Source organism: Halorientalis brevis (assembly GCF_023077655.1).
This window is the reverse complement of record NZ_JALLGV010000009.1, coordinates 1-22,295: the sequence shown is the minus strand read 5'-3', so window position 1 is coordinate 22,295 and position 22,295 is coordinate 1. Positions and strand designations below refer to the sequence as shown.

The following is a 22,295-nucleotide window of genomic DNA, read 5'->3' as shown; positions in this document are numbered from 1 at the left end:
ACGGGGTTCGAGAAACAGCCAGTGACTGCCCATCGAGTCATTTGGATCGTCCGTGTAACGTGCTGGCTCGGCCTTAACACCTGCGACCACACCGAGTGCACGTGAGACATCTGCAGGTGTCGTTTCTCAGATGGGCGGATACTGCCCAGCCCAGGGTCGGACTCGCTCGAGCGCTGCGGTGGCGCTCAGGACGTCGGGCTCGGCGAACCGCTCACCGACGATCTGCAGTCCGACCGGGAGGCCGTCGTCGGTGAGCCCGGCAGGCACTGACGCCGCGGGATGGCCGGTCAGGTTGAACACCCACGTCAGCATGACGTCGGTCGGAACGCCCAGCACCGACTGCCCGTCGATCTCCGTCGGGTAGCCGTCGGCGAGGTGCTTGCTGTACGGGGGGACGGTCAGCGTCGGTGTCACCAGGACGTCGTAGGAGTCGAGCACGTCCTGAACGGCGTCGTATGCGGCAGTCCGGGGGACGTTCGCCAGTCGTTCGGCAGTCGCGTCCGTCCCCTCGCCGAGTGCGATCGTCGACCGGACCGTCTCCTCGACGTCCGCCGTCTCGAAGTCGAGCTCGTAGTGGTCCGCGAGTTGCTGGGCGAATGCGCGGAAGAAGACGCCGACCTGCTCGACGTACGCCATCGACAGCTCCTCGTACGGGGGGAGCGACACGTCCACGGTCTCGACTGTCGCGCCGGCATCTGCGAGGTCAGCGACGGCGGCATCGACCGTCTCACGGACGGCCGGCGCGACCGGTTGGAGGTCAAGGTTCGGGCTGTACGCGATCGAGAGATCGTCTGTCGGCCGATCGGTCGCCCCCACGTAGTCCACGTCCGGACGGGGGACGCTGAACGGATCGCGGCCGTCCGGGCCCGCGAGAACGTCGAGGAGCACGGCGACGTCCTCGGCGGACCGGGCCATCGGGCCGCCGACGAAAAACGGCGAATGGGTGCTGAACCCGTCAGCGGGGACGCGCTCTGGGACGAGGCCGAACGTGGGCTTCAGGCCGATGACGTTACAGCAGGCGGCTGGCACCCGGAGCGACCCGCCGATGTCCGACCCGGTGGCGAGTGGCACCGTGCCGGCCGCGAGTGCTGCCGCCGACCCGCCGGAGGAGCCCCCGGCGGACCGGTCGTTGTCGAACGGCGTCGGCGTTGCGCCGACGAGGCGGTTCTCCGTCTTGATCGTGTGGCCGAGTGCCGGCGTATTGGTGGTGCCGACGATGACCGCGCCAGCGGCTTCCAGCCGTTCGACCGTGATGGAGTCTTCGTCGGCGACGTTGTCGGCCAGCGGTGCGAGCCCCATCGTGTTTCGAACGCCGGCTTTCCGGCTTCGGAGATCCTTGATCGCGACCGGCATGCCGTGGAGCGGGCCGAGATCCTCGTCGCGAGCGGCCGCCCGGTCGGCCGCACGAGCGCGCTCGCGGGCCGAGTCCGCGATGACCGTGATGAATGCGTTCAACGCGTCGGTCGCTTCGATCCGGGTCAGTGCCGTCTCGACGAGGTCCAGCGAGGACAGCCTGCCCTCGCGAACCGCAGTTGCGAGTTCGCGAGCCGACCGTCCCCTGAGTTCGGACATACCTCTGCAATGCCATGGACGGGGAAATAAAGCCCCGTGTCAGTTTCCGGCTTGCTCGTCCTGTCATGGCTACTCCGAGGGTGTTCGCCTCTAGCTGTCTCTCTCGACTGACGCAGAGCGTAGCTGTCAGCGCATTCTCTTTGCCACCAGAGACACGGCTGTACCATCGTCGGAGTCCACGCCGTCTCGCGGCCGGATCACCAGGTCCAATTATCGCGAGACTGCAGTGTTCCAGCAGTCAGTCCGTGGCGAGTTCGGCCGCACAGCTCCGGTGGAGGATGTCGACGACGCTCTCGTGGATTTCACACGCGATACCGTCGACGCACGTCTCGGAGTCGCCGCTGACACCGTCGACACACCCAGCTGAGAGGGACCTCGCAAGCAGTCGACGCTCGGCCTCGCCGGTATGAAGCAGATTCTCGCCGGCGAACACGGACAGCGCGGCGACGATACCGTAGGCGCCCCAGTTCGAGACCCCGGCGACGACCAGTGCGTCGACCGGCGTCACACAGGCGATTGTCTCGCCGTGGGGAATCGCCGCTTCGACCGTCGACTGGACCACGCCCATCCCGAGTTCGTTGCCACCGTCGCCGACGGCGACCGTTGGAATCCCCTGCTCGCGTGCCTGCTCGAACAGTCCGTCGACGGGGCCAACGTACTCCAGAATGTCCGCACCAGCCATGTTTCGGTAGCTCCCGTCGGCGCACCGACCGGGTTTTTCGATGGCCACGAGCGCCGTCGGCTCGTACCGGTCGAGCAGTGAGTCTGCACTCGTCGCCGTCGGTTCAACCGTTTCGACGGGGAAGTCACACCCGAGTTCGTCGGCGAGCGCCGTGATCGGGTCGCGGACCATCGGCTCCACGACGAGTACCGGCGTCGCACCGAGTCGAGCGAGCGCTCGCGCCAGCACGACGGTCCCGAGTGGGCCGTCGGTCTCGGGGGCTCCGGGCGGGACGATCGGAAACCCGGTCGTCAACAGAACGTGCCCGCCGGACTCACAGGCTCGCTGCAGGCGCTCCGCCGCGGTCTTCACCAGTGGGTCGTCCGCACGGACGGCCTCGTAGAGACGGCGACTGTTCCGCCCGCCGAGATCTAGCGTGATCTGGTGGTCGATTTCCACAAACATACCGCATCTCTGAGGCCACGTCTGCTAAACGTGGCGGAAACCGCGGCAAAAACAGGCGTCGATGCGCTGCCTATGAGCCGTCGGCAGCGACGGGTGTGGACCGCTCCGCGCCCGTGTCTGGGTCTGCCTTCCGGCGGTTCCGGACTGCCAACCCGAGGAAGATGAGGAAGCCCACGCCGCGAAGGCTGAGGTCCAACAGGAGCGCGTCGGGCGAGACGGACACGCCGACCAGCCCAAGCAGACCGAAGACGGTCTCCGAGAGCAGCCGGGGCGCCATCAACAACAGTGAACTGAGCGCGAACCCGGTCCGGCCGACCGAGTCGACGCGGGTGTACAGCGTCCCGATGACGGTCGCCCCAAGTGCGATGACGCCGAGGAAGACCCCGATAACAGGAATGATGATCTCCGGAACGGAGTAGGACAACTCGGCGAGATCGCTGACGCCGATGACGCGATACTGCTCACGGAGCGGCAGTTGCGCGGCGTTGGCCTTCTTCCGCACCAGGACGATGCCCGGCGCGAGGACGAACGCGAAGGGGACGATCGCCTTGTTCAGCGACAGCGAGAACGCAGAGACGCCCGTCTCGAAGGGGTCGGATTTCGCGACCCCGCTGGCAGCGTAGGCCGCGACCGCCACTGGCGGCGTGATGTCGGCGATGACGCCGAAGTAGAGGATGAACAGGTGGGCCGCGAGCAGTGGGATGCCGAACTCCACCAACGGCGCGGCCAGCATCGAGATGAGGATGATGTAGGTGACCGTCGTCGGCATTCCCATCCCGAGAATGATGCTGGCGATCGCCGTCACGAGCAGCATCACGACGATCGAGCCACCGGACAGTTCGAGCAGTAACGAGGTGAGGTTCGGGCCGAGCCCGGAGACGCTGATGACGCCGGGGATGATCCCAGCGGCCGCGACCGCGATGACCACCGGAACCGCCGTTCGCGCCCCTTCGTCCAGCGACTTGACGACGAACACACCGAGCCGGAACGGCTGGTTGTTCACGTCACGGCCCGTTCGGCTCCCGATCGACCGGGCAGTGTCCGTAATCGTCGGGTTGAGATCGAGCAGCGAGGCGTCGTGTCTCGGGTGAATCAGCAGCGTCACCGTCCCGGCGAGCATGAGATACCAGCCGATCCGGGAGACGACGACACCCACCGCGTCATCGATGGGGAGTCCGGCGCCGCCGGCCCCGCCAACGAGTCCGAGCACCGAAACGCCTGTCACGACGAAGCTCGCGACCTCGATGCCCAGGATCACCGCGAGCACGCCGGCCAGTCGCCCGCGCGTCTCCTTGCTGTAGGCCGAGACGAGTGTGATGAGTGCCACGAGTGCGACGATGGTGAACCACGCCGACCGCGACACCGAGAGCCGTTCGATGATGAGGTAGTACAACAGCAGGCCGATCGGAACGAGGTAGAACCAGCCCCGTTTGAGATGTGGCCACATCGAGACCATCTCGGCGTCCTCGACGCCGCCGATCCCCTCCTGGACCGCTTTGAGATGGACCATCACCCAGACGCCGAAGAAGAAGACGATGGCCGGGATCGTCGCCAGGAGGATGATGTCCGCGAACGGCGTCGCGGTGTACTGGACCATGAGGAAGGCAGCCGCACCCATCACCGGCGGCAGGATCTGCCCACCGGACGAGGCCGAGGACTCGACTGCCCCCGAGAACTCGGGCGAGTAGCCCGACCGCTTCATCAGTGGGATCGTGAACGCGCCGGTGGTCACCGTGTTCGCGATCGACGACCCCGAGATCGTTCCCATAAAGCCGCTCGCGAGAATGCTCGCCTTCGCGGGACCGCCTTTGCGCTTCCCGGTGGCTGCGTAGGCGAGATCGATGAACCACTGGCCGGCGCCGCTCATCTCCAGGAACGCACCGAAGAGAATGAAGATGTAGATGAAACTCAGCGAGACCGTCACTGGAATGCCGAACACACCGTTTTCGGTGTTGTACCAGAGGTTCTTGATGATTTCTGGCCACGACAGTTCGGGAATCGCGAGGATACCGAGGAACGGTGTCCCGCCATCGATGAGGTAGCCCCAGCGCGCGTAGACGATGAAACTCGCCACGATCAACATGAGCGGCAGTCCGAGCGTCCGGCGGGTGGCTTCGAGCACCAGCAGAATGCCGATCACGCCGAGTATCATCGCGTAGGAGACGTCGCTGACGACCGGTAGCCCACCGAGCACCGGGTCGAGGAACGCGTACACCTCTGTGATTGGTCGCCCCGACGCAATGCCGAACACTCGCATCCGCTGAATCTCTGCGTACTCCGTCAGGAAGTAGACGGCAGAGAGCAGCGCGCCGAAGATACTGAGCAGGTCGACCGGCGTCACCCGTTCCATGTCGGGGTCGACGAACGTCCACCGGAACCCGCGCCGAAGGCCATCGATAAGCCGTGTGAGCGGGTTCCGAGGGCCCAGCTGGTCGGCTGCCGCCGACGGAATCCGGCCGAGGGCTCGAGCGACGATGCCATCGCCTGTACTGCTCGGATACAACAGGAACGTGAGCACGAGCGCGAACGCGACGTGGATCGCGTTCGCCTGGAGCAGCTGTAACGAGATTTCCCAGGGCTTGACCGAGATCCACCAGTTCTCGACGACTGGCACCCACAGTGTAAAGGTGAGACTCCGGGCGGCCAGGAACAGCTGGAACACCGAAAACAGGATGCCGATCGCTGCGACGGCGATGGCGGCGATGCCCTGTGGTGACCGCCGGCGTTCGATCTCGTCGATCAGGTCTTCGGCCTCTTCGCGGGAGATTTCCTCGCTTCCATCATCGTCGGCGCTGTCGGTCGGGGAATTGGTCGTCGTCATAGTATCCTCTCAATCAGTGATTGTCGTTCGATATGAATGCGAACGTCACTGGCGTTCGTCGCGGTAACGAGGTCGTGGCGCTCACCGTCGACGATGAGGCTGTGGCCAGCGACTCGCCCGGGCGAGACAGACAGGGTCTGGAGTTCGGTAATCGGCTCCGCCGGCTCGTAGACGAGCGTCCCGTTGACGTTGGTGACGTCCACGCGTGCGGGGAGCCCCCAGCCGTAGGACTCGAACTCCATCCGCGTATTTACCAGTGTTTGATTCTCGACGCGATAGGCGTCGTAGACCCTGGATTTCTCGACGCTGTGCATATATTCGAGCCCAACAGTGCTCCCGTCGGAAACCGGTTCGGTGATGTAGTGCTCACCTGTGGCGCTGTCCTCGACGACGAGAACCCGCTCGGTCGGGACCGCCATGGCGACACCGGCAGACGCCACTACCAGTGCTACCAGCAGCACGGCGTAGAGAGACACCCGGGCGACGGGAGCGGCGGAGTGCAGGCGCGTAGTGATACGATTTCGGGACACGTTCGATACGTAGTACAGCAGTCAAACGGAACGGTTCCAGCGGGACGGGACGGCTCCACCGTTGGCTAGTCAGCGACCGTCGGTCCGGCGGACAGTCGACGACTCACAGTCCCCCCGCAGTGTGTGAGTGCAAGCGGTTTGCCCTATTCAGGCGTCGAAGTACGAGGCTGCGCCCTCGTGGAGTTCGATCGACATCCCGTCCTGAGCACTGTCGACCGTGATGAAGTCCGTTTTGATCGACAGCGAATCGAGGTTGTCGAAGATAGCGGCAGTGACCGTCTCGACGGTCTCGGCCGACACGTCCTCGTGGGTGGCGATCATTGCCTGGACGGCGACCGTCTCGACGTCCTCGTCGACGCCGCTGTAGGTCCCTGCCGGGATGGTGTCGTTGGCGAACCACGAGGCGTCGGATTTGATCGACTCGCGGGCGTCACCGGCGATCGGGACGATGTCGATGTCATGCGTGTTTGCCAGGTCCTCGATCGCACCGACCGGCCAGCCACCGACGACGAAGGCGGCGTCGATGTCGCCGTTGGCGAGCTGTTCGGACGCCTGCGAGAAGCCAGCGTTCTGCTCGTTGTAGTCGGTGATGCCGGCGGATTCGAGGATCTGCAGGGCGTTCACCTGCGTCCCGGAGCCGAGGTCGCCGGTGACGACCGTCTTGCCGCTGAGATCAGCGAGCGAGGAGATGTCGTTCTCAGCCAGCGTCACGAGCGTGATCGTCTCCGGGTACAGCGTCGCGACACCCTGCAGCGAGTCGATCGGTTGATCCTTGAACGCGTCGATGCCGGTTCCGTTCTTGGCGAAGGAGGCGATGTCGTTCTGGATGAGTGCGAAGTCGGCCGAGTCGTTGGCGAGGCTCCCGACGTTCTCGACGCTCGCGCCCGTCGACTGGACGTTCAGCTTGTAGTCCGTGTTGTTCTCGACGACCGTTTTGAACTCGTTGGAAAGCGGGAAGTAGGTGCCACCAGTTCCGCCAGCGTGCCAGCTGAGGCGGTTGTCTGAACCGTCATCGCCGCCACCGTTACCGGAACAGCCCGCAAGGGCGACAGCACTCGTTACACCAGCTGCTTTGAGAAATCGACGTCGTGTCTGTTCGGATGACATACGTTCCCCAACATAGGGGACGTACATAAAATTGTTCAAAATGGTCGAAATGGACGGGTACAGGAGTCCCGGATGGAATTATGTCCGGCATAGAAGAGGTTCCATGTGCAAATGTGAACAAAATTAAGAATGTGTCTATAGTTGAAAGTCAGCGCAGTATTGCGGTTTTCGTGCTAGAACCACCAGTGGCGTCCTGCCATCGCTGCAATCCGAGGTCCTTCGACAGGGATCCGAATTCGTTGTGACCTGTTTGAGATCGGCGTCGTCCTCAGAAAGCGGAGATTCCGGGGACGCTACTTGCAAATGCAGTGTGAACCATTAACAACCGCTTCGAGCCTACTAGCACTGCTGGACGTGCATGTAACAAATCATGGGTCTCACAAGCGTTCTATCAGCTAGCGATACTTCCAAAGGAACCAAGACTCGTCGCTCGACCGAGTACGTAACGAATTGTCTCGGGACTAGCCTGGAATCCGTGAGCAACCTCTCACGCAAAGTTCGGAGCGCCGCTGATGCGCAAGTAGCTGGTGTCATCGATCGGAGCGTCGACGAACTACGAACTCAGATCGAGGATCAGATTGCAGGCGGAGTACACGACCGGCTCATCAAGCGAACCACCAACAGCGTACGCGACCAACTCTCTGAACGGGACCTCGGGCAATTCCGCGAGCAATCCAAACGAGATGCAGTCATCGACGCTCCACCCGATCGTGCGCTCGAATCATTCCTCCATCGATACGATTTAGACACGACTCGGCTGGACGAAGACACACTGACCGCGATCCGAGACCAACTAGCCACTGAAGCCGACCTAAACACGGGCGAGTTGCTCGGACACCTCGTTACTGGCGATTCGGGACAGCTATCTGCAGAGACGAAATCGGACTTAGATTCAGACTCAGATACGGGGACCACGATCGACCACGCATTCACGGAGGCGTATTCGAGATTCTGTGCGGAACTGGATGTGGAAACGAATCAGTCTCTGGACCGAGTCCTCACGAATATTTGTCAGCAAGACGCTTCTCTCGTCGGTCACGCAGCCGAGCAAATTTTGACCGGGGAGTTACCACGGATCGTCGGTCAACAGTCGGTCACCACAACTGAGACAGAGTATCGTTCACAAATACCAACCAATCAGACAGGCAATACAAATAGAATCCAAACGGACGGGAAGCACAGTCGGGCAGCGGCCACGATAGCACTCCTGGCAATGACCCTCCTCACCGACATCGGGGCAGATGATCATTCCCCTGGCCAAGCGTTCCGGATCTTGGCATCGAACCTGACTGGTGAGGAAAGTGAAAACGCCGCGCTCGAGCGTGTCTTCCTGGAGCTGGTCTCGACGCTGGGATTCGAGACTGGAGACGTTGGTATCGATCCCGCAACACTCCGGTCCAAATCGAGCGGGTCACTCGCGCTCGTCGCGCTATTCGTCGCTAACCTCGTCGCAATGGGGCTCGGTGCCTGGGCATCCCATGAGCGAGCGCCGCCGATTCCTGACGAAATTCGCGGACCGGATGGGGACACGATCGTCACAGACGAGCAAGTGCAACTCGGCAAAAAGGTGTTTCAGGCCAACGGGCTCATGAATCTGGGCTCGGTCCTTGGCAACGGTTCGTACTTCGGCGTTGATCTCACGGCGGATGCCTTAGCGCTGAAAGCCGATTTCATGCGCGAGTATTATGCTCGTCAACGAGGGGGAGACGCCTTCGATGTACTCGACAACGACGAGCAGGCGGTCGTTGCAGAACGCGTCGAACGGGAACTCGATTCGGATGCCCCGGAGGGAGCGGTTGTCACGTACTCGGCGGCAGAGGCCTATGCGCACCGACGGATTCGAGAGCAGTACGTCGACCGGTACTATGGTGGCTCGCCCGACCGAGGCATTCCGTCGGAGTTCGTTAGTTCAGTCGATCACGCTGAGCGCCTCGCCGACTTCGCGTGTTGGACAGCGTGGATGGCCCACACCAACCGGCCGAACTCGGATCACTCCTACACGAACGACTGGCCGTACGTGCCAGGGACTGGGAATCGGCCCACCGGGCAGGTCCTCGTCTGGAGTACGGTCAGCGTCGTCTTGCTCATTGCTGGTGGCGGGGCTGGCGTCTGGGCGTATCATTCGTTCGAGTTCGTCGAACCGACGACCGAACTCATCGACGTCCCCGCTCCCGACGCGGTATCGATCACACCAACCCAATACGCCGCGGCGTGGTACGTTCCCGTCGCCGGGGCGCTATTCGTCGCGCAAACACTTATCGGGGCGCTGCTAGCCCACTACTACGTCGAACGGACTGGATTCTATCGCATCGGGGATGCGCTCGGGATCGATATCGTCTCGCTGCTTCCGTTCTCGATCGGCCGTGCCTGGCACGTCAACCTCGGAATCCTCTGGATCACACTGCTGTGGCTCGCAGGCGGACTCTTCCTCCCGGGACTGTTCAGCGATCGCGATCCACCCTGGCAGGCCACAGGCGCAGGTGTACTGCTCGGCGTGCTCGTCCTCGCGACCGTCGGTGCGTTCGCAGGCGTCTGGCTCGGCACGCATGGAGAGTTCGGCTCACCAGAGGACGGGAACCTCTGGTGGTTGCTTGGCTCCGAGGGCCTCGAGTACCTCGAAGTCGGTCGGCTCTGGAAAGTCGGACTCCTCGGCGGCTTCGCCGGCTGGACAGGACTGGTGCTTCGCGGTGTCCGTCAACTGGACGAACCGGTGACTGGCTTAGGACACTTCATGACCTACGCGGGCGGCTCGATCGCACTGTTGTTCGCCGCGAGCATGCTTTACACGCCCGAGACGAACATGGCAGTCACGGAGTTCTGGCGCTGGTGGGTCGTCCACATGTGGGTCGAAGGTGTCTTCGAATTTTTCGTCACTGCCGTGATTTCCGCGGCGCTGGTCTCGATGGATCTCGTAGAGAAAAGCGACGCCGAAAAAGCAATTCTCTTCGAAGTCTTCGCGATTATGGCTGCGGGAATCGTCGGTGTCTCCCACCATTACTGGTGGGTCGGCCTGCCCGACTTCTGGGTCCCACTCGGAACGACGTTCTCGACGCTCGAGTTCGTTCCGCTGGTGTTCGTACTCTATCGAAGCCTCGGCGAATATCGGTCACTCATTGCCCAGGGCGAGGAGTTCCCGTACACGGTGCCGCTCCTGTTCATTCTCGGGAGCAGCGTCTGGAACTTCGTCGGTGGTGGGGTCCTCGGATTCTTCATCAACCTGCCGATCATCAACTATTACGAACACGGGACCTACCTGACCGTCGCACATGCGCATACGTCGCTGTTCGGTGCATTCGGACTCCTCGCACTCGGACTCGGAACCTATATCCTCCGCGTCGTCACACCCGAAGCCGCCTGGAACCCCACGTGGTTCCGCGGGACGTTCTGGCTGACGAACGTTGGGCTAGTTATCATGAGCGTCGCATCCTTACTGCCCGTCGGATTCGCGCAACTCCAGACCGCCTATCGGGACGGGTATGCCGCCGCCCGCAGTCTCGACTTCTATGAACAGGACCACGTCCAGACATTGCTATGGGCGCGAACGCTCGGCGACACGCCAATGATCCTTGGGGCACTCGCCTTTACTGCTGGAGCGATTCGACACCTCCGTTCATCACGTCAGTATTTGAACAGGGAATCCTCTGAAGATTCGGCTTTCTTCACCGGATACCGCTCAAGAGGGTCATAGTAGTCCCCGCCGCCGTGCTTCTGACCAAGGAATACCGAGCCATCAAGCCCTCCTCCCCAGGAGCAAACACCCTCAGAGACAATTCCGGGACAGAGTGCTCATTTACTTTGGGGGCAAACCTGTGCGGACTGGGAAAGCGTTGGTCCGTGATTGCAGAGTCAGAAAAAGCAGTCCGGTCAACTGAGTAACTCAACACTGATCGACAACGGTTACGCACCCGTCTGGAAGTGCTTCAGTTCGACACTCCGCCGACGTCTCGGAACAGTTCTCGGTCTGACTGTCGTCAGCCGTTCGGTCGTGGAGTTCGACGAGCGGCTCCAACTCGCGAAGCCGAGTGGCGATTTCAGTTCCCTGCTCGGTCAGAGAGTACGTCGTCGTGGGGGGCGTCGTGTCTGTAACCGTCCGCTCGACGAGGCCGTGACACCTGAGTTCTTTGAGCCGTTGTGAAAGCATCGGTGCGGTCAGGCCACTGAGTTCGTTCTGGATGGCGTTGAACCCGTACGACCCGTCAGTGAGGAGGCGAAGGATATGCAGGGTCCACTTCGGCCCAAGGACGTCGTGTAGCCCGTGCCATTTTGCCTGCCATTGCTCGGTCTCTCCCATTGCCTCAATATCAGTCGCTGTAGCGTGATATACGTTCGTGGTCTTTCTCTTCTTACAGAGATTCGAGGAGAAAGCCCACGATCTTCAGTCGTGGGATGAACCGACACGCCGACGAGCAAACCACCAGACACAGATCGGATGCGACCCGAATGTTTATTCTGCTCCTAGCCAAAGCACACCCCTGTGAGCGACCGACCACAACGGACGAACACGTACACTGCGTTGCCGGAGACTGACCGGTATAAGCAGTGTCTGTTCGACTGGTTGGCCGCCCATGCCCCACTCTGGAACCAGATAACATACCGTCGGAGACAGGCATACTTCAGCGAGGACGGCGACGTGTGGGATGCTGACTACACCGACCTCTACGACGACTACGCGCCTCTCCTCGGGAAAGCAACGTGTCAACAGGTCGCTCGCAAAAACAGCGAGGCGTGGCGGAGCCACTTCCGACTCCTCGACACATACCACGACGAGTCAGATACGACCGTCACCGAGAAACCCAGCCCACCTGGGTACTGGGGGACCCGAGACGACGGCTACGAGTTGCACGGCCTCGTCAGAAACGACTTGTACTCGTTCGACTGGGACGAAGACACGAGTACGCTGGAGTTCGGTGTCGGAGACGTCCTCGAAGACAGATACGACTTCGACCACAACGAACGCATCACCCTCGACGTTCGTGGCAACCCACAGTGGGACGGTGACGATAGCCGATTGGAACTCATCTACGACGAGGCGGCCAACACACTTCGTGTCCAGCATCCAGTTCGCATACGGCCAGACACTGTCCACGAGCAACGACTGGATGCATTCACTCACACACTCACACCCGAGAACACGACTCGTGCAGCCGCCATCGACGTGGGTGCCAACAACACACTGGCGCTCGTCACCGAGCAGGGCGACACCAGCGTGTATCACGCCCGTCCCGAATTTGATCGGTTCCAGACCCTGACAAACAGGATTGCTGCACTGCAATCTTTGCTCCCAGCCGCCCAGTATACGAGCAAGCAGATTCAGCGTCTGTACGACGAACGCAGTCGGAAACGCGACCATGCGTGCGACGCGGCGGTGAAACACGCTGCCGACTGGCTGCTCGAAAACAACGTTGAGACGGTATACGTCGGAGAGTTGACCGACGTGCTGGAAACGCACTGGGCAGCAGACGTGAACGAGAAAACCCACGCGTTCTGGTCACATCGACAACTGGTCGAACGGATCAGACTCACGTTCGAAGACGTCGGTATCACTGTCACAGAAGTCAGTGAACGTGATTCAAGCAGTGAGTGTCCCGCCTGTGGCAGTGACGCCGTCACGCGTGATGGTGATTCGTTTCGGTGTCAGACCTGTGACGTGGACGCACACAGTGACGTTGCAGGGGCGTGGAACATCCTTCAGCGAGAAGTTGGGCCGATGGCTCGGCCCGCCGCCCTCGGTGCTGGACGCCCGAGGGACGCACCCGGTCCCGGGGCGTACTGGCAGTGGAATGGACACGACTGGACACCTACGACGTGGGAACAGTCGAGTCCGGTTGACCAACCCAGCGTCGGCAAACCCGCAAGTTCACAGCCGGGGTAGACCACACTGGCCGGGTCGCCCACGGAGGAATCCCACGATCTTCAGTCGTGGGAGGAAGTCAATCTGGGTGGTTTCGATACGCTAACCTCGTTTGTGTCTGATTACTGAACAATATATGTGCCGCCGAGCCATATCGTGAGATGCAATGAACGATCCCACAAACAGCGAAAGCGTCTCGATTGTCCAGCCAGCGGCCGAGAAGTACACGCGGCGGACGATCACCGTCGATCTCCTCTATCTCGACAACGAGTCCTGCGACCGATGTCAGGGGACTGAAGATGCACTCGAAACGGCGCTCGAACGGATAGAGCCGATTCTCGATGCGCTGGACGTCGGCATTACCGTCAGAGATATTCACGTTTCGTCGCTGGCGGCCGCCGAAGCGACGCAACTCGCCGTGTCGCCGACGATCCGCATCGATGGCCAGGACATCCAGCCAGACTATCTCGAAAACACGTGTGAATCGTGTGGTGACATCTGTGAGTGTGAGGGCGACGTCGACTGTCGTCTCTGGCGGTACCGTGGTGAGGAGTACACGACAGCCCCCGTCGACCTCCTCGTCGAGGCGCTCGTATCGGCTGTTGCCCCGAACCAGCGACAGCTCAACAGGTCGCGTGAGAAGCAAGCCTATCAGCTCTCGTCCAATGTGGAGGGCTTTTTCACCGGCACGGACGACGACGAATCGGACTGTGGGTGTGGCTGCTGAGTTGCAAAATCGGGGAGAACGCTCTCAACCTTCAGTCGTGGGAGGAAGTCAAGATTCGTCTGCTGCGTCGAGTTCGTCGACCAGATCGCTCACTCGTCGCTCGATCTCGTCGCGGATCGCTGCTACCTCTGCCGGTGATTTCCCGTCTGGATCGTCGAGGTTCCAGTCTCGATTCTCGCCTGCCCACCCGGCCGGACAGACGTCGTCGGCCGAACAGCCCATGGTGATGACGTAATCGCTGGCTTGCGTCTCCTCGAAGGTGATTTCTCGGGGAGTTCGATCGGCGATGTCGATGCCGACATCGTCCATCGCCTGCACGACTTCGTCGTGGACGTGGTCAGCGGGTCGGGTGCCACCAGTGAGGATCTCGACGTTGTCTTCGAGATCTCTCGCGGCCACTTCCCGTTGGCCGAAGGCGGAGGCCATCTGTGATCGGCCTGCGTTCTGGACGCAGACGAAAGCGACACGAGTCGGGTCGTCGGAGTCGGGTGCTGAAGTCATCTTCTCGAGGTCAGTCGTCGTCGGGGACTTGATCTGGGGTGGCTGTGTCGAGACTGCCGGTCGTGGCACCGCTCCAGTCGAACCTGCGCTGGAAGTACAGCGCGACGTTGACCAGCGCGAGCAACACCGGCACCTCGATCAGCGGGCCGACGACGGTCGTGAAAGCGACGCCGGAGCCGACGCCGAACACAGCGACGGCGACGGCAATCGCGAGTTCGAAGTTGTTCGAGGCGGCCGTGAAGCCGATGGCCGTCGTCGTCGAGTAGTCCGCGCCGATTCCTTTGCCCATGCCGAAGCTCACGAGGAACATCACCACGAAGTAGATCGTCAGCGGCACGGCGATCAGGAGCACGTCACCGGGCGCGGCGACGATGTTCTCGCCCTGCGTGGCGAACATCACGATGACCGTAAAGAGCAACGCGATCAGCGTCAGCGGATCGATCTTCGGAACGAATTCCTCATCGTACCACGCCTCGCCCTTCGTGCGCGTGCCGATGTAGCGAGTGAGGAATCCACCGGCGAAGGGGATGCCGAGGAAGACCACGATCGCCTCGAACACCTGCATCGGCGTCACGTCGAACGTCTCGATCCCAGCCACGAGCGTCTCCATCCCGAGCAATGGCGGGAGGAACAGGCCGAAGAACCAGACGTAGACACCATACGTGATGATCTGGAAGAGGCTGTTGAACGCGACCAGGCCGGTGACGTACTCGGTCGATCCCTCGGCGAGTTCGTTCCAGACGAGCACCATCGCGATACACCGCGCCATGCCGATGAACACGAGGCCCAGGAAGTACTCCGGTCGCGCCGGGAGTCCGGGGACGAGCCCGCTGAAAAAGATCACGGCGAGCCCGAACATCAGCGTCGGACCGATGAGCCAGTTCTGCACCAGGCTGAGGCCAAGGACGCGCCAGTTGCTAAAGACCGCCCTGAGCTGGGAGTAGTCCGCCTTCGCCAGCGGCGGATACATCATGGCGATGAGGCCAATCTCGACGAGGTGGAACTCCTGAATCGGCTGGGTCACCGACGGCGCGACGAAGCCCAGGCCGACGCCGACAGCCATCGCCCCGAAGATCCAGACGGTGAGATACTTGTCGAGGAAGTCCATCGACCGCGGGTCGCCACAGCTCTCGCACCCGCAGTCCGGGCCGTGTTCGTGTGCGTCGGCGCTACTCATCCGTGGCAACTCCGTCCAGGAGGGTCAGCAGGGAGACGGCAACGTTCGAGGCGCGGTACTTCCGCCAGCGGCCGTCCTTCCGGCGCGTGACCAATCCAGCGTCAGTCAGATTCGAGAGGGCGTGACTGATCGCGCTCTCGCTGGCGTCGACCATCGCGTTCAGCTCACAGACGCAGAGTTCCCCGTCCGCAGCCACGAGCAGGCGAACGAGCTTGTACCGGGTTTCGTTCGCGAGCGCAGCCAGGACGTCGAGGTCAGCGCTGATTCGGTCGGCGGAGAGAACCGCTTCGAGCGTATCGAGTTCCTCCATGCGGTCCTCGACGTCCTCGGGACGACAGTCCTCGAGTTCGTCGGTGAGGTACCGCTGCAGCCGTTGCGTCGCTGTTGACATTAACACCAGTTGAGTGCTGGCTCAATTAATACTTGTGATAGATAGTCGATCCTGGCGAATAGAAGCACTATTCGAGTTGGTACCCATATATCGAGAATAGACGTTACTACTATATATGTTCAGGAGTTCAATTGAAATATGAAACAGTCAACTGAATTTCAGGAACAGATGCAGTCTCGCGCAAGTGCGCCGAGTCGCAAGCAACGGGCTGGGACAGCCCATATCGGCGGCTATGGCCAGAAGACCGGGAGCTCCGACCTCATATTCGTCGAAGGGCAGCTCCCGACGACAGACGGCGTCATCGACGGAGATTCCTCCGCAGCGGAACAGATGCAGCGTTGCCTCTCGAATCTCCGGACGACGCTCAGCGAGCACGGGCGCACTCTCGACGACGTGCTCAAAGTGACGGTATATCTGACCGATCTCGACCAGTACGAGGCGGTGAACGACGCGTATCAGGCGGCCTTCGACGAACAGCTCCCGGCGCGTGCCGTCGTCGGCGTCTCAGAGCTCCTCGGCGGCGCGAGCGTCCAGGTCGATGCGGTCGCCGCCATCGAGTGAGCGACGCCTCGACTGCCGACCAGTACAACCGTTTCTGTCGAGTTAGCTTTCGTCGAACAATCAGAAGTGGGCACCGAGCTATTGGACGGTAGCACCGTTCGCGGACTCGTCTGTGGTCGCACACCCGCTCCCGCCAGAACAGTCCGCGAACTCGCTCAGGCCGTACATCTGCTGGAGTGATCAGACGAACTCTCGCCTTATTTCAATTAGTTCGTGCGTGCTCGACGGCCACATCGTGGGTTCGACATGTTTGGCAGCGAATCCATGGTATTCGAGTATCGTAAGCCAGCGCGAAAGCATGGTCACCGTGATTCCGTCGAACGACCGCTGCCGACACACCCCACTCGGCCGAAACTGGCGCCCAGTGGTCGCCCTAGTACGCCCATATCGAGATAGACGGATATCAACGAGCCTGGATGTTCTCGGTTTGGCGTGTATTCGTCGTCAATTATTCCCGATTGTGCCACTGTCCGACGACGGATCGGGAGCTCACAATAGACTCTCACCGCACTGAATACGCCAGTCTCGGCGCGTAACATCTCTATCTGGTACTGTCGTAACGACAGTTCTTTCAGCTCTGCCCATCGATCGAGCGGATGTATAGATCGGGAATCTTCGAAACGTATTTGTGTCGAACCGACTTTCATCGATATGTATGGTCGAAACGATGATCGAGATGGTCACAGCAGAGTCCACAGAAACGCGGTCAGCGGTGGAGAGCGGCGTCCACACTCGTGCCGCTGCAATTGCGAACGTCGGAGGTACTCTATGAAGATCACGATCTACGGTCCAGGCAATTGCAGCAACTGCACACAGCTCAAAGAGAAAACCCAGAACGTCGTCGATGAGCACGGCTTCGACGCGGACGTGGAGAAAGAAGGCGACACGATGAAAATCGCGGAGAAAGGCATCATGTCGACGCCGGGGTTCGAGATCGACGACGAGATGGTGTTCGCTGGCTCGAACCCGCCTGAAGCAGAGCTCAAAGAGTACATCGAGGAGCGGCTGTAGGCCACCGATGGTTTTCGAGCAGTTCGCGACGTACGTAGTCAATGCGCTGGGACTCACGGGCTCGCTCAGAGCGGCAGTGCATTTCTGGGTGTACGACACGCTGAAGATCACGGCGTTGCTCGTCGCTGTGATCTTCGGCGTGGGCTACCTGCGAACGTACTTCCCCCCGGAGAAGATCAAGGCCTATCTCGCGGGCAAAAGGGCGATCACGGGGTACTTCCTCGCGGCGTTGCTCGGGATCGTCTCCCCGTTTTGCTCGTGTTCGACGATTCCCATCTTCCTCGGGATGGTCGGCGCAGGCATCCCGTTCGGGATCACGATGACGTTCCTCGCGGTTTCGCCCATGATCAACGAGGCCGCGCTCGTGGTGTTGCCGGGAGTTGTTGGACTGAAGTTGACTGCGCTCTACGCAGTGAGCGGGATCGGGATCGGCATGACCAGTGGGTACGTCCTCAACAAGGCTGGGTTCGACAAGTACATCAAAGAGTTCGATTTCGGCGAGTCGGACGTCGATATCGAGGAACCCACGCGGAAAGAGCGAGCGAGACAGGCCTACGTCGAGGCGAAAGACATCATCACGGACATCATGCCGTACGTCGTCGTCGGCGTCGGACTTGGCGCAGCTATCCACGGCTTCGTCCCGCAGCAAGTCGTGTCGGCGTATCTCTCGGGGCCGTTCGGCGTCGTCGGCGCGGTCGCGGTCGGCGTCCCGATCTACACGAACATCCTCGGCGTGATCCCCGTCGTCGAATCGCTGATCGGCAAAGGATTGCCAATCGGGACCGGCCTGGCGTTCATGATGTCAGTCGCCGCGCTCTCGCTGCCGCAGTTCATGATCCTGAAGAAAGTGATGAAGAAGGAACTCATCGTCTCGTTCGCAGTCACGGTCGCGTCCGGTATCCTGGTAATCGGCCTGCTGTTCAATCTCATCATCTAAGCGGTCAGGCGGTGCTGGAGAGATAGCATCAAAAGCATGGACGTCGAAGGAGCACACTAACGGATGGCTGACTCAGTCCCCGAATCGGCACGACAGACGCTAGATCGGCTCTACGAAAACCCGGACAACCGGTTGACGTCGCTGTTCGAGCTCACGCCGGACGACGAACAGGTGAACGCCCAGCTCCCAGTGTTCAAAGCACTGGCAAACGAACACCGAATTCGCATCCTCGAAGCGCTCAGAGACGGTGAGTTGTGTGCATGTGAACTCCAGGTCGTGCTCGACGCGCCACAGTCGACGGTCGCCAGTCACCTCCGAGAACTCAAAGACGCGGGCCTGGTTAACACGCGCCGACAGGGAAAGTGGACGTACTACAGAATTGGCGACACCGCTGTACTCCAGTTACTCGATATCGCCGAGGCCCTCGCCGAGAGCACTGACTGATCCCAGCCAGGTGCGTTCTTCTCCTGTGGGGCGACGACAAGTGACGGATTCCCCCTGAGAAGTGTAGTTGTCATATATAGTGATTTTAGCGCAACCGCAACTAGGTGTGCCATGGTACCTGGCAACGAGACACGGACCGGCTTTCTGTGTGTCCATACTGCAGGTCGCAATCAGACGGCCGAACCTTTCGCCGAACGTGAATGTGCAAGCGAAGTCTCGACGGCGCTGTCGCTCGAAGAGTCTACTTATTGGGCAACTTCGCTTTCGATCTCGTCGAACAGATCCGTGACACGCTGTTCGATGTCGTCTCGGATTGTGCGGACCTGGTCGAGATCCTGGCCGTCAGGATCGTCCAGCGCCCAGTCCCGGACGTCGATATCTTCTGCGTCGAGTTCGAGCGTCGAACAGCCCATGGTCGCAACAACGTCACACGATTCGAGTTCTGCCGTCGAGACTTCCCGTGGCGTCCGGTCCGAAAGGTCGATATCGCGTTCGTTCATCACCGTCACGACTTCCTCGTGGACGCTGTCGGCCGGGTGCGTCCCGCCCGTGATGATCTCAACGCTGTCTTCGAGTTCTCGGCGCTCACGTTCGCGTTCGGCAAACGCCGTCGACATCTGACTGCGACCAGCGTTCTGTACGCATACGAAACCGAATTTCACCGTCGGATCATCTGCCATGGACGTCTCATTCGGCGTCGCTGGCTTTATCGCTCCTATGAGAACTATATGATTCTCAATATTTCTCAATACGGCGGACAGAACACGGACTCTCTGCGACGCAGGGAGCGACTGCTGTTAGTCGTCAGATTGATCGACGAGAGGTAGCCAGCGGTGCCGGTGCCCGATTTCGAAAAGGGGTTGAGCTGACTGGGGGAGAGTTGGCCCGTGTTACGAAGTGTTCGGAGTCTCACATATACTAGTACGTTGGCATAGTTTACCCGATTGTGCCTCGGATTCCAAAGTAATCACGGGGCCACGACCGAACAGCATCAATCTCGTGTCCGTAGTTGTCTGGCGACCGCAGCGTTCCGCTCCCCAGTGGGACGACCGTGGGTTGCCGATCTGACCGAGTGACTAAGCGACCAGTGTACAATCCAAACTTCGAATCGTGTGTCGAGGGGGCGTGCTCACTTTGGTTTCCTAACGGCAACCGGCAAAGTCTCCGGCAGCGAGTGTCTAGATATGCAAGCCACTCTCGTCGACGGGATCTTCGAGTCCTTGCGGATCGGCGTTGGCTTCCTCTGGACGGCGGCCTGGGCGATCATCATGGGACTGGTCATCACCAGTCTGGTCCAGGTCTACGTCTCGAAAGAGCGCATGGCACGAGTCTTGGGCAGCGAGAACCTCAGTGGCCTCACCAAGGCGATGCTGTTTGGGGCCGCGAGTAGTGGCTGTAGTTTCGGCGCCGTCGCCATCGGCAAGGGGCTGTTCAAGAAGGGTGCTCACGTAGTGAACGTCCTGGCGTTCATGTTCGCCTCGACGAACCTCATCGTCGAACTCGGGCTGATGATTTTGATTCTACTCGGCTGGGAGTTCCTCGTCGCAGAACTCCTCGGTGGCGTCATTCTCATTGCGGTGATGGCAGTCATCGTCCACCTGACGCTGCCCGAGAACCTGTTCGAGCAGGTTCGGGAAGAACTCGCCGAGCGCGATCACGACCAGGGCGTTACCGAAGACCCGACCTGTGGGATGGAAGGCACGGACGACTATTCGCTCACGACCGACGGCGATGAAACCCTCAAATTCTGTTCGGCGGGTTGCATGGAGACCTACCAACAAGAGGTCGCCAGTAGTGGGAGCTGGCGCGAGGAGTTGCTCTCGTGGGGTGGCTGGTACAAACTCGGCAACCAGTACCGCAAGGAGTGGTCGATGATCTGGAAGGACGTCGTCGCGGGCTTTCTCATCTCGGGGTTCGTCATCGTGTTCGTCCCACAGCGAGTGTGGAACGCGCTCTTCCTCCAGGGCGATGGTCTGCTCGTGAGCGCGGAGAACGCCGTGATGGGCGTGGCGATCGCGGTGCTGAGCTTCGTCGGGAGCATGGGCAACGTCCCGTTCGCCGTCGCGCTCTGGGGCGGTGGCATCAGCTTCGCTGGCGTCATCGCGTTCGTCTACGCCGATCTCATCACGGTTCCTGTGCTGAACGTCTACCGCAAGTACTACGGCTGGACGGTGATGGCGTACATCCTCGGCGTCTTCTTCGTGACGATGGCTTTCACCGGCTTTCTGATGGAGGAGTTGTTCAGTGCACTTGGCATCGTCCCCAATCTCGCTGGCGGACAGACGGCCACCGAACAGACGTATTTCGAGTTCAACTATACGTTCTACCTCAACCTGATCGCGTTCGCCCTCTCGGGAATCCTCCTGTACGTCTACAGACGGGGCCTCGGCGCACCCGGCCAGTATCGCGACCCCGTCTGTGGGATGCGAACTGACGACAGCGGCCCGAGTCTTACCCACGACGATGAGACGTACTACTTCTGTTCGAACCGGTGTAAGGAGTCGTTCCAGAAGCATCCGGCCGAGTTCTCACACAAACACCCCCAGGGTTCGGGTACAGGACCCGCCGGCGGGCACGACCACCATTGAGGGCCGGTCGTGGGTGAACGCGCGCCGTTCACTGTCTCACTGACGAGGGGTTCACGCAGCGACACTCGTGATCACAGCGCAGCGAGTGACGGGATTCCATCAGCCAATTGGTCTTCTTCGAGTTGTTGACACCACTCCTCGAAGCGAGGTGTCGGAAATGTCACGAGAGTCGTCATCGCAAAGGTCACCACAGCCGGACTGGGATCGTTGATAACCTGGCAGGAACCTTCCAGGAAATTACCCGCCTCAACGCCGTACGCGCCTCAAAACAACTGGCTGATAACTGTGGAAGGTTCGTATGTTCTTCGCTAGTACTCTCGTTGTTTGGCCTCTAGTAGCAAATCTGAGTCCTCTATCGACTCATGCCTTCCACAGCGACGAGACGCTTTGGCGAGTTGTTCGCCGAAAAATAGCGGGCGGTGGATTTGAACCACGTGAACGTCGGTCGCTTCGCACCCTCGTTCCCAGGTTCTAATCCACGCAGCTAAGTTCGTCGCTCACGATTTGTGAGCGACAGAATATAGCGGGCGGTGGATTTGAACCACGGTCGTTCCGTGATACTCCACTCCCTGCTTCAACTCCACACAGCGATTTCGTCGCTCACGATTTGTGAGCGACAGAATATAGCGGGAGGTGGATTTGAACCACCGGTCTGCGGGTTATGAGCCCGCCGGAATCTCCTGGCTATCCCATCCCGCTACTACTGTCGAACTGTGGTGAGCGTATAAGCATTCGGAAACGATCCAGCGAACACGCTACTGGTGTGCGTTCGAAATGAACCGACCCACACCCGGCCGCTGCCGGATGAGGGTCGAAGGTATGAATGGAGGCGGCGAATCGGGTCTCCCAGAGGCTCGCGCACTCCAGTAGGCCCCGAAACGCAGGTGGGCTTAACTTCCGTGTTCGGGATGGGTACGGGTGGAACCCCACCGCTGTGGCCGCCTTAACGCC

At 60.7% G+C, this 22,295-nt stretch carries 18 protein-coding genes, 1 tRNA gene and 1 rRNA gene; 8 read left to right on the top strand and 12 right to left on the bottom strand.

The window, feature by feature from the left end; genetic code table 11:
• Positions 1 to 126: 126 nt before the first annotated feature.
• From MU553_RS19900 to MU553_RS19880, 5 genes are all read right to left on the bottom strand, one after another.
• On the bottom strand, positions 127 to 1,572 hold the full coding sequence (locus tag MU553_RS19900; RefSeq protein ID WP_247380974.1) for an amidase: 1,446 nt from the start codon (positions 1,570 to 1,572) through the stop codon (positions 127 to 129).
• Positions 1,573 to 1,810: 238 nt separating this feature from the next.
• Complete coding sequence (locus MU553_RS19895; protein WP_247380973.1) at positions 1,811 to 2,698, bottom strand: DUF4392 domain-containing protein; 888 nt, start codon at positions 2,696 to 2,698, stop codon at positions 1,811 to 1,813.
• A 70-nt stretch (positions 2,699 to 2,768) separates the two neighbouring features.
• Positions 2,769 to 5,519 carry a TRAP transporter permease gene (locus tag MU553_RS19890; RefSeq protein WP_247380972.1) on the bottom strand — a complete coding sequence of 917 codons (2,751 nt, stop codon included), beginning with the start codon at positions 5,517 to 5,519 and terminating at the stop codon, positions 2,769 to 2,771.
• Positions 5,516 to 5,938 (bottom strand): DUF1850 domain-containing protein, encoded by a 423-nt coding sequence (locus tag MU553_RS19885; protein WP_247380970.1) that lies wholly within the window; start codon positions 5,936 to 5,938, stop codon positions 5,516 to 5,518. The genes MU553_RS19890 and MU553_RS19885 overlap by 4 nt, the downstream gene beginning before the upstream one ends.
• A 258-nt stretch (positions 5,939 to 6,196) precedes the next feature.
• Complete coding sequence (locus MU553_RS19880) at positions 6,197 to 7,156, bottom strand: TAXI family TRAP transporter solute-binding subunit (RefSeq protein ID WP_247380968.1); 960 nt, start codon at positions 7,154 to 7,156, stop codon at positions 6,197 to 6,199.
• Between the two features lie 370 nt (positions 7,157 to 7,526).
• Between MU553_RS19880 and MU553_RS19875 the strand changes: the two genes are divergently transcribed.
• Positions 7,527 to 10,844: a nitric-oxide reductase large subunit gene (locus MU553_RS19875; protein ID WP_247380966.1), complete on the top strand. Its 3,318-nt coding sequence runs from the start codon at positions 7,527 to 7,529 to the stop codon at positions 10,842 to 10,844.
• Between the two features lie 189 nt (positions 10,845 to 11,033).
• Here the strand turns inward: MU553_RS19875 and MU553_RS19870 are convergent, their stop codons facing one another.
• On the bottom strand, positions 11,034 to 11,447 hold the full coding sequence (locus tag MU553_RS19870; protein ID WP_247380964.1) for a winged helix-turn-helix transcriptional regulator: 414 nt from the start codon (positions 11,445 to 11,447) through the stop codon (positions 11,034 to 11,036).
• A 183-nt stretch (positions 11,448 to 11,630) separates the two neighbouring features.
• Between MU553_RS19870 and MU553_RS19865 the strand changes: the two genes are divergently transcribed.
• The gene (locus MU553_RS19865) at positions 11,631 to 13,028 is read left to right on the top strand and encodes a transposase (protein ID WP_247380962.1); all 1,398 of its coding nucleotides are present in this window, start codon (positions 11,631 to 11,633) and stop codon (positions 13,026 to 13,028) included.
• Positions 13,029 to 13,173: 145 nt separating this feature from the next.
• Complete coding sequence (locus tag MU553_RS19860) at positions 13,174 to 13,734, top strand: DUF2703 domain-containing protein (protein ID WP_247380959.1); 561 nt, start codon at positions 13,174 to 13,176, stop codon at positions 13,732 to 13,734.
• A 48-nt stretch (positions 13,735 to 13,782) separates the two neighbouring features.
• Here the strand turns inward: MU553_RS19860 and MU553_RS19855 are convergent, their stop codons facing one another.
• From MU553_RS19855 to MU553_RS19845, 3 genes are read right to left on the bottom strand one after another with little or no spacing between them, the layout of a single operon-like run.
• The gene (locus MU553_RS19855; protein WP_282594382.1) at positions 13,783 to 14,235 is read right to left on the bottom strand and encodes an arsenate reductase/protein-tyrosine-phosphatase family protein; all 453 of its coding nucleotides are present in this window, start codon (positions 14,233 to 14,235) and stop codon (positions 13,783 to 13,785) included.
• Positions 14,236 to 14,245: 10 nt separating this feature from the next.
• Complete coding sequence (gene arsB / locus MU553_RS19850; protein WP_282594381.1) at positions 14,246 to 15,412, bottom strand: ACR3 family arsenite efflux transporter; 1,167 nt, start codon at positions 15,410 to 15,412, stop codon at positions 14,246 to 14,248.
• Positions 15,405 to 15,803 (bottom strand): ArsR/SmtB family transcription factor, encoded by a 399-nt coding sequence (locus MU553_RS19845; protein ID WP_247380954.1) that lies wholly within the window; start codon positions 15,801 to 15,803, stop codon positions 15,405 to 15,407. The genes arsB and MU553_RS19845 overlap by 8 nt, the downstream gene beginning before the upstream one ends.
• Before the next feature lie 138 nt (positions 15,804 to 15,941).
• Here MU553_RS19845 and MU553_RS19840 point away from each other — a divergent pair, with 138 nt between their 5' ends.
• From MU553_RS19840 to MU553_RS19825, 4 genes are all read left to right on the top strand, one after another.
• Positions 15,942 to 16,364 (top strand): RidA family protein, encoded by a 423-nt coding sequence (locus tag MU553_RS19840; RefSeq protein ID WP_247380952.1) that lies wholly within the window; start codon positions 15,942 to 15,944, stop codon positions 16,362 to 16,364.
• Between the two features lie 768 nt (positions 16,365 to 17,132).
• Positions 17,133 to 17,375 (top strand): thioredoxin family protein, encoded by a 243-nt coding sequence (locus MU553_RS19835; protein WP_247380950.1) that lies wholly within the window; start codon positions 17,133 to 17,135, stop codon positions 17,373 to 17,375.
• Positions 17,376 to 17,382: 7 nt separating this feature from the next.
• On the top strand, positions 17,383 to 18,312 hold the full coding sequence (locus MU553_RS19830; RefSeq protein ID WP_247380948.1) for a permease: 930 nt from the start codon (positions 17,383 to 17,385) through the stop codon (positions 18,310 to 18,312).
• A 63-nt stretch (positions 18,313 to 18,375) separates the two neighbouring features.
• Positions 18,376 to 18,756: an ArsR/SmtB family transcription factor gene (locus MU553_RS19825; protein ID WP_247380946.1), complete on the top strand. Its 381-nt coding sequence runs from the start codon at positions 18,376 to 18,378 to the stop codon at positions 18,754 to 18,756.
• A 245-nt stretch (positions 18,757 to 19,001) separates the two neighbouring features.
• On the opposite strand, the gene MU553_RS19820 is transcribed toward MU553_RS19825, so the two are convergent.
• On the bottom strand, positions 19,002 to 19,436 hold the full coding sequence (locus tag MU553_RS19820) for a low molecular weight phosphatase family protein (RefSeq protein ID WP_247380943.1): 435 nt from the start codon (positions 19,434 to 19,436) through the stop codon (positions 19,002 to 19,004).
• A 504-nt stretch (positions 19,437 to 19,940) separates the two neighbouring features.
• On the opposite strand from MU553_RS19820, the gene MU553_RS19815 reads away from it, so the two are divergent.
• Positions 19,941 to 21,344 (top strand): permease, encoded by a 1,404-nt coding sequence (locus MU553_RS19815; protein WP_247380942.1) that lies wholly within the window; start codon positions 19,941 to 19,943, stop codon positions 21,342 to 21,344.
• A 624-nt stretch (positions 21,345 to 21,968) separates the two neighbouring features.
• On the opposite strand, the gene MU553_RS19810 is transcribed toward MU553_RS19815, so the two are convergent.
• Positions 21,969 to 22,043 (bottom strand) — tRNA-Met (locus MU553_RS19810).
• A gap of 125 nt (positions 22,044 to 22,168) precedes the next feature.
• Positions 22,169 to 22,290 (bottom strand): 5S ribosomal RNA (gene rrf / locus MU553_RS19805).
• Between the last annotated feature and the right edge of the window lie 5 nt (positions 22,291 to 22,295).

What these genes read in the sequence shown, in the direction of transcription:
- MU553_RS19895 (WP_247380973.1), bottom strand. Translation starts at nt 2,698, where the DNA reads ATGTTTGTGGAAATCGACCACCAGATCACGCTAGATCTCGGCGGGCGG.
- MU553_RS19885 (WP_247380970.1), bottom strand. Translation starts at nt 5,938, where the DNA reads ATGGCGGTCCCGACCGAGCGGGTTCTCGTCGTCGAGGACAGCGCCACA.
- MU553_RS19820 (WP_247380943.1), bottom strand. Translation starts at nt 19,436, where the DNA reads ATGGCAGATGATCCGACGGTGAAATTCGGTTTCGTATGCGTACAGAAC.
- MU553_RS19860 (WP_247380959.1), top strand. Translation starts at nt 13,174, where the DNA reads ATGAACGATCCCACAAACAGCGAAAGCGTCTCGATTGTCCAGCCAGCG.
- MU553_RS19825 (WP_247380946.1), top strand. Translation starts at nt 18,376, where the DNA reads ATGGCTGACTCAGTCCCCGAATCGGCACGACAGACGCTAGATCGGCTC.
- MU553_RS19875 (WP_247380966.1), top strand. Translation starts at nt 7,527, where the DNA reads ATGGGTCTCACAAGCGTTCTATCAGCTAGCGATACTTCCAAAGGAACC.
- MU553_RS19855 (WP_282594382.1), bottom strand. Translation starts at nt 14,235, where the DNA reads ATGACTTCAGCACCCGACTCCGACGACCCGACTCGTGTCGCTTTCGTC.
- MU553_RS19835 (WP_247380950.1), top strand. Translation starts at nt 17,133, where the DNA reads ATGAAGATCACGATCTACGGTCCAGGCAATTGCAGCAACTGCACACAG.
- MU553_RS19840 (WP_247380952.1), top strand. Translation starts at nt 15,942, where the DNA reads ATGAAACAGTCAACTGAATTTCAGGAACAGATGCAGTCTCGCGCAAGT.
- MU553_RS19870 (WP_247380964.1), bottom strand. Translation starts at nt 11,447, where the DNA reads ATGGGAGAGACCGAGCAATGGCAGGCAAAATGGCACGGGCTACACGAC.
- arsB (WP_282594381.1), bottom strand. Translation starts at nt 15,412, where the DNA reads ATGAGTAGCGCCGACGCACACGAACACGGCCCGGACTGCGGGTGCGAG.
- MU553_RS19880 (WP_247380968.1), bottom strand. Translation starts at nt 7,156, where the DNA reads ATGTCATCCGAACAGACACGACGTCGATTTCTCAAAGCAGCTGGTGTA.
- MU553_RS19890 (WP_247380972.1), bottom strand. Translation starts at nt 5,519, where the DNA reads ATGACGACGACCAATTCCCCGACCGACAGCGCCGACGATGATGGAAGC.
- MU553_RS19845 (WP_247380954.1), bottom strand. Translation starts at nt 15,803, where the DNA reads ATGTCAACAGCGACGCAACGGCTGCAGCGGTACCTCACCGACGAACTC.
- MU553_RS19830 (WP_247380948.1), top strand. Translation starts at nt 17,383, where the DNA reads ATGGTTTTCGAGCAGTTCGCGACGTACGTAGTCAATGCGCTGGGACTC.
- MU553_RS19815 (WP_247380942.1), top strand. Translation starts at nt 19,941, where the DNA reads ATGCAAGCCACTCTCGTCGACGGGATCTTCGAGTCCTTGCGGATCGGC.
- MU553_RS19900 (WP_247380974.1), bottom strand. Translation starts at nt 1,572, where the DNA reads ATGTCCGAACTCAGGGGACGGTCGGCTCGCGAACTCGCAACTGCGGTT.